A 588-nucleotide genomic window follows, 5' to 3' on the forward strand; every position below is an offset into this window, starting at 1 on the left:
CAGTCGCAGAAGAACAACGAGTTGAAGAGGAAGCGCCGATTGCAGAAGAACAACAAGTTGAAGAAGAAACACCGGTCGTAGAAGAGCAACAAGTTGAAGAGGAAGCACCGGTCGCAGAAGAACAACAAGTTGAAGAAGAAGCACCAGTCGCAGAAGAACAACGAGTTGAAGAGGAAGCGCCGATTGCAGAAGAACAACAAGTTGAAGAAGAAACACCGGTCGCAGAAGAGCAACCAGTTGTAAAAAAAGAAGAACCAAAACGTGAGAAAAAGCGTCACGTACCATTTAATGTTGTTATGTTGAAACAAGACAGAACGCGATTAATGGAAAGACATGCGGCTAGAGCGAATGCAATGCAATCTTCTAAGAGTGAACGAGTAGAGAATAAGCCTGTACAACAAGTAGAAGAAACACCAGTGCAACAAGAAGTAGTGAAACCGCAAATGGAAGAAATACCAGTGCAACAAGCGGCAGTGGAACCAAAAGTAGAAGAAAAGCCAATGCAGCAAGCGGTGGTAGAATCGCGAGTGGAAGAAACACCTGTACAGCAAGTGGTAGTAGAACCGCAAGTGGAAGAAAAGCCAATGC

The 588-nt window shown here is 44.7% G+C and carries 1 pseudogene; it reads left to right on the forward strand.

The annotated features are described in order from the left end of the window. Nucleotides 1–588 (forward strand): annotated as a pseudogene (locus tag AC3WTI_RS15370) (DNA translocase FtsK); the annotation flags it as partial.

This window comes from Bacillus sp. EB106-02-03-XG38, from assembly GCF_058792175.1.